General features: G+C 59.5%; 6 protein-coding genes. All 6 read left to right on the top strand.

The window, feature by feature from the left end:
* A partial coding sequence (locus tag AAC083_RS10105) for an ArsA-related P-loop ATPase (protein ID WP_308811004.1) occupies positions 1 to 688 on the top strand: 688 nt, incomplete at its 5' end.
* A 133-nt stretch (positions 689 to 821) separates the two neighbouring features.
* The gene (gene arsB, locus AAC083_RS10100; RefSeq protein WP_108536515.1) at positions 822 to 1,886 is read left to right on the top strand and encodes an ACR3 family arsenite efflux transporter; all 1,065 of its coding nucleotides are present in this window, start codon (positions 822 to 824) and stop codon (positions 1,884 to 1,886) included.
* A 61-nt stretch (positions 1,887 to 1,947) separates the two neighbouring features.
* Positions 1,948 to 2,373 carry a glutaredoxin-dependent arsenate reductase gene (arsC, locus tag AAC083_RS10095; RefSeq protein ID WP_108536514.1) on the top strand — a complete coding sequence of 142 codons (426 nt, stop codon included), beginning with the start codon at positions 1,948 to 1,950 and terminating at the stop codon, positions 2,371 to 2,373.
* 181 nt (positions 2,374 to 2,554) lie between these two features.
* Positions 2,555 to 3,340 carry a beta cell expansion factor BefA gene (gene befA, locus AAC083_RS10090; protein ID WP_108536513.1) on the top strand — a complete coding sequence of 262 codons (786 nt, stop codon included), beginning with the start codon at positions 2,555 to 2,557 and terminating at the stop codon, positions 3,338 to 3,340.
* Between the two features lie 429 nt (positions 3,341 to 3,769).
* Positions 3,770 to 4,087, top strand: coding sequence for a flagellar hook-basal body complex protein FliE (gene fliE, locus AAC083_RS10085; RefSeq protein WP_042034112.1), 318 nt, complete (start codon positions 3,770 to 3,772; stop codon positions 4,085 to 4,087).
* 46 nt (positions 4,088 to 4,133) lie between these two features.
* Positions 4,134 to 5,228, top strand: a 1,095-nt coding sequence (fliF, locus tag AAC083_RS10080) for a flagellar basal-body MS-ring/collar protein FliF (protein ID WP_181364708.1), incomplete at its 3' end; no start/stop codon positions are given.

The raw sequence follows: 5,228 nt of genomic DNA, 5'->3' as shown, positions 1-5,228 counted from the left end.
GCACCTCACCACCTCGGATCCTGCCGCGCACCTGAGCGAGACGCTGGCAGGCGCCTTGCCTCATCTTGAGGTGAGCCGCATCGACCCCCACGCCGAGACCGGGCGTTACCGCGCCCAGGTGCTGGCCACCAAGGGGGCCGCGCTGGACGAGCAGGGGCGGGCACTGCTGGAGGAGGACTTGCGCTCCCCCTGCACCGAGGAGATCGCCGTGTTTCAGGCCTTCTCGCGCATCATCCGCGAGGCGGGCAAGCGCTTCGTGGTGATGGATACCGCCCCCACCGGCCACACCCTGCTGCTGCTCGACGCCACCGGCGCCTACCACAGGGAGATAGCTCGTCAGATGGGCGGCAAGGGGATGCACTTCACCACGCCCATGATGCAGTTGCAGGACCCCAAGCAGACCAAGGTGCTGATCGTTACCCTGCCCGAGCCCACGCCAGTGCAGGAGGCGGCAACTCTGCAAGCCGATCTGCGCCGCGCCGGCATCGAGCCCTGGGGCTGGCTTATCAACCACAGCTTGCAGCAAGCTGCGGTCAGCTCGCCGTTGCTGCAACTGCGGGCCGAGCGTCAGTTGCCCCATATCGAGGCGGTCGAGCAGCAGCATGCCAGCCGCTACGCCGTGGTGCCGCTGCTCGCCGAGGAACCGGTGGGGCCGGATGCCCTGCGCCGCCTCTGCCAGCACCACTGAATTGCCGCCCCGGCCCGCTGTCGGGGCGGCTTGGCTATGCCGTTAACTTGTTATGAACCCGTGTTTTTAACCTTTTTTGAACCTTGTTTTGAACAAATGTGAGATGCGGGATTGCGCCGTATCGGGAGCTGTGATGTCTGCAATATGTGATGCCAAGGCAGTGCCTGCCATCGGCTTTTTTGAACGTTATCTGACCGCCTGGGTCGCCCTCTGTATTGTGGTGGGGATTGGCCTCGGGCAGGGGTTGCCGGATCTGTTCAAGGCGATCGGTGCCATGGAGGTGGCCAGGGTCAACCTGCCGGTGGGGCTGCTTATCTGGGTGATGATCATCCCCATGCTGCTCAAGATCGACTTTGGCGCCCTGCATCAGGTGAAGGGCCACATGAAGGGAATTGGCGTCACCCTCTTTATCAACTGGCTGGTCAAGCCCTTCTCCATGGCCTTCCTCGGCTGGCTTTTTATCCGCGTGCTGTTTGCCGACTGGCTGCCGACGGATCAGCTTGACAGCTACGTGGCGGGGCTGATCCTGCTGGCGGCGGCCCCTTGCACCGCCATGGTGTTTGTCTGGAGTCGCCTCACCAACGGCGATCCTTACTTCACCCTGTCGCAGGTGGCGGTGAACGACCTCATCATGGTGTTTGCTTTCGCGCCGCTGGTGGCGCTGCTGCTCGGGGTCTCCAGCATAGTCGTGCCGTGGGATACCCTGCTCACCTCTGTGGTGCTCTATATCGTCATTCCGGTCATCATTGCCCAGCTGCTGCGCAAGGCGTTGCTGCGAAAGGGGCAGGACAGTTTCGATGGTGTCATGACCCGTATCCAACCCTGGTCGGTGGCGGCCCTTTTGCTCACCCTGGTGCTGCTGTTCGCCTTTCAGGGCAACGCCATCATAGAGCAGCCGCTGGTCATCGCCCTGTTGGCGGTGCCGATCCTGATCCAGGTGCTGTTCAACTCAGGATTGGCTTACTGGCTCAACCGCAAGGTGGGGGAGAAGCACTCGGTTGCCGGCCCCTCTGCCCTGATCGGTGCCTCCAACTTCTTCGAGCTGGCGGTGGCCGCCGCCATCAGCCTGTTCGGCTTTCACTCTGGCGCCGCGCTCGCCACCGTGGTCGGCGTGCTGATCGAGGTGCCTGTCATGCTGCTGGTGGTGCGCGTCGTCAACGCCAGCAAACCCTGGTACGAGGCGGGGCTGAGCCGTTAACAGATGGCCGCTAACTGATGCTATCCATTTTCTATTCACTTGATTAATGAGAGACACGTAAATGAGTGCAATCACCATCTATCACAACCCGGAATGTGGCACCTCCCGCAACACCCTGGAGCTCATTCGCAACAGCGGCGTGGAGCCCACCGTGATCCACTATCTGGAGACGCCCCCCTCCCGCGAGCAGCTGGTGACGCTGATCGCCGCCATGGGCATGCCGGTGCGCGAGCTGCTGCGCAAGAACGTGCCCCCCTACGAGGCGCTCGGGCTGGCGGAAGATCGCTTCAGCGATGAATCGCTTATCGATGCCATGTTGGCCCATCCGATCCTTATCAACCGTCCCATCGTCGTGACGCCCCTTGGCACCAAATTGTGCCGTCCGTCGGAACTGGTGCTCGATATTCTGCCCTCCCGGCAACAAGGGGACTTCGCCAAGGAGGATGGCGAGCAGGTGGTGGATGAAAGTGGCAAGCGCCTCAAGTAGTACCCGCGCTCAGGCGTAGCGCAGACATGATAATGACCACGAGGGCGCCTGGCGCCCTCGTGCACAGGTGTAGCTGCCAGGGCCGCGTCACTCGTTGACCGCGCCGTGAGCACCGCCTTATCCGGCTTCATCCAAATCTGCTACTGTGACTATCGACTCATCACAGAGGGTAGATAGCAGCATGAAAATTCGATTCCTGGTGATTGCAACGACGCTGGCACTGGCGTCGACCCCCGGTCTGGCCGATTGGGCGAAGCTGAAGGCTGCCGCCTCCGATCTTGGTACCGCGGTGAGCGAAACAGGCAAGGAGGTGTGGCAGGATGTCAGTGACTTCTCCAAGAAGAGCTGGGCCTCCATCTCGGCCTGGGGGGAGGAGGCGTTCAATACTGCCGGAGTCTGGACTGACAAGAGCATAGCGACCGGCAAGGAGTGGCTGAAGGTCGCTGACAAGAAGCTTGACGAGATGTTGAATCCCAAGACGGCGCAAGAGGCAAGGGTGGCGCTCAATACCATGGCCGATACTGCGCTGGTGCGACTGTTCAACGAGCAGCCTTCCGCCAAGTTGTTGTTTGACAAGGCCTATGGCTATGCGGTGTTCGATTCGCGCAAATTCTCCCTGATGCTCCATACCAACCAGGGGGCTGGCGTCGCGGTCAATCGTAACAGTGGCGAATACACCTATATGAAGATGTTTGGCGCGGGGCTTGCGGCCGGGATCGGGGGCAAGTTCTATCAGCAGGTGATCCTGTTTGAAGACAAGGCCAGATTCGATGCCTTTGTGACCCAGGGCTGGGAAGCCACCTCGGAAGTGGGCGTGGTGGCAGGCAAAGAGAGCGCCGAGCTGACCGCCAAATACAACGGCGGCATGGCCATCTACCAGATCGGCGAGAAGGGCTTGCTGCTCGATGCCAACATCTCGGGATCCAAATACTGGATAGATGAGGATCTGACGGAAAAGAGCCGGTAACGGTGTCGTTATCGGCTGATCAAAGCAGGTAATGGCGTTACCATCATCTGTCTATCAAGGCCCGCATGGCGGCAATGTCAGTTAGTTAATCATTTTATGTGACTAAATGTTCTTAATTTTGAATAACGGGAACGGTGCCTGGGTGAACGCCTCAATAGGGCTGACACCTTTGCCCTGACTGGTACTCAATAAAAAAAGAGGGAGGCATCATGCCTCCCTCACTCTTTAGCCCTTATACCTCGCGGGTTGGGACTCAAACTATCTTAACTGACTTGCATTAGGCACCTGCGCCGGATTTAATCAGAGCCACTGGCACTTGTCGAACCCGCCTATCCTGGTCTGGCCACTCATTCTCACCACACTCTAAGTGTCTTGGCACTCTAATTGCTTATTGGATGCCAGCGTCAATGATTTGTCTGGGGATGAGATATGGAAATTAGTGCAAGCAGCCTGATGCAAGAGATGCAGGCACTCAAGATCGAAGCGGGTGCCACGCCGCTGGCACAGCCCGGCCGTGAGGTCACTTCTGACTTTGGTCAGTTGCTGCAGCAGGCGCTCGGCAACGTCAACGAGCTGCAAGGCGCGGCCAATGATCTGCGTACCCGTTTCGATATGGGCGACAAGTCAGTCGATCTGTCCGATGTGATGATCGCCGGCCAAAAATCCTCTATTGCTTTCGAAGCAACGGTACAGGTGCGCAACAAGATGGTCGATGCCTACAAGACCATCATGAACATGCCGGTATAAGTGATTACTGAACATCATGAAGATGTCAGCAATAAGGACATAAATCGTGGCTAATGACCAAAACGGCGACCTGCTGATGAACGATGAGGGCACTGCCGCCCTCGATGAGAATGAGCAGAAGAGTTCCGCACTCGGCTTCCTGTCCAACACCGATGTGCTGCGGCAAATCACCCTGATCCTGGGGCTTGCCATCTGTCTGGCCATTGCGGTGTTTATCCTGCTGTGGGGCAAGGAGCCGGACATGCGTCCCCTCGGCACCTTTACCACCCAGGAGTTGGTCAAGACCCTCGATTTCCTCGATCAGCAGCGGATCCCCTATGAGGTGGATGGCAAGAGCGTGCTGGTTAGAGCCGAAAGATATGCGGATATCCGCCTGCGCCTGACTCGTGCCGGCCTTGCCAGCAATACCGATGCCAGCAACGATGGCGAGTCCATTCTGCTCAAGGACTCCAGCTTTGGCGTCAGCCAGCGCATGGAGACGGAGCGCCTCAAACTGAGCCGCGAGCGTCAGCTGGCGAGCGCCATCGAGCAGTTCCAGAACGTGGCCAAGGCCCAGGTGCTGTTGGCAATTCCCAAGGACAACGTGTTCGCTCGCAACGAGCGCAGGCCCAGTGCGACTGTGGTGCTGAGCCTCAAGGGCAACGCCCTCGGCCAGGGGGAAGTGGACTCCATCGTCGACATGGTCGCCTCTGCCGTGCATGGCCTCGAGCCGACTCGTGTCACCGTGACCGATCAGAACGGCCGCTTGCTCAACTCGGGTTCCCAGGATCCCATCTCTGCCCAGACTCGCAAGGAGTTTGCGATGCAGCAGAGGCAGGAGGTGGAGTACAAACAAAAAATTGACGCCATTCTGATCCCCGTGCTTGGCGCCGACAATTATACGGCGGAGGTCGACCTCTCCCTCGATTTCTCCCAGCAGGAACAGACCCGCAGGACCTTCAACCCGGACCTGCCGGCCGTGCGCTCCGAGATGACCCTGGAAGAGAACAGCGCCAATGGCGGCGGTGGTATACCAGGTGCCCTCTCCAACCAGCCGCCTGCCGCCTCCAACATTCCCGAGCAGACCGCCGCAGCTGATGGTGCCAGCGCCGCGGCTTCTGGCCGCTCCCGCAAGGAGGCGACCCGCAACTTTGAACTGGAT

Source organism: Aeromonas sp. HMWF014 (assembly GCF_963878295.1).
GTDB lineage: Bacteria > Pseudomonadota > Gammaproteobacteria > Enterobacterales > Aeromonadaceae > Aeromonas > Aeromonas popoffii.
Note: the sequence above shows the minus strand (reverse complement) of the source record. Positions and strands in the feature narration are given on the sequence as shown.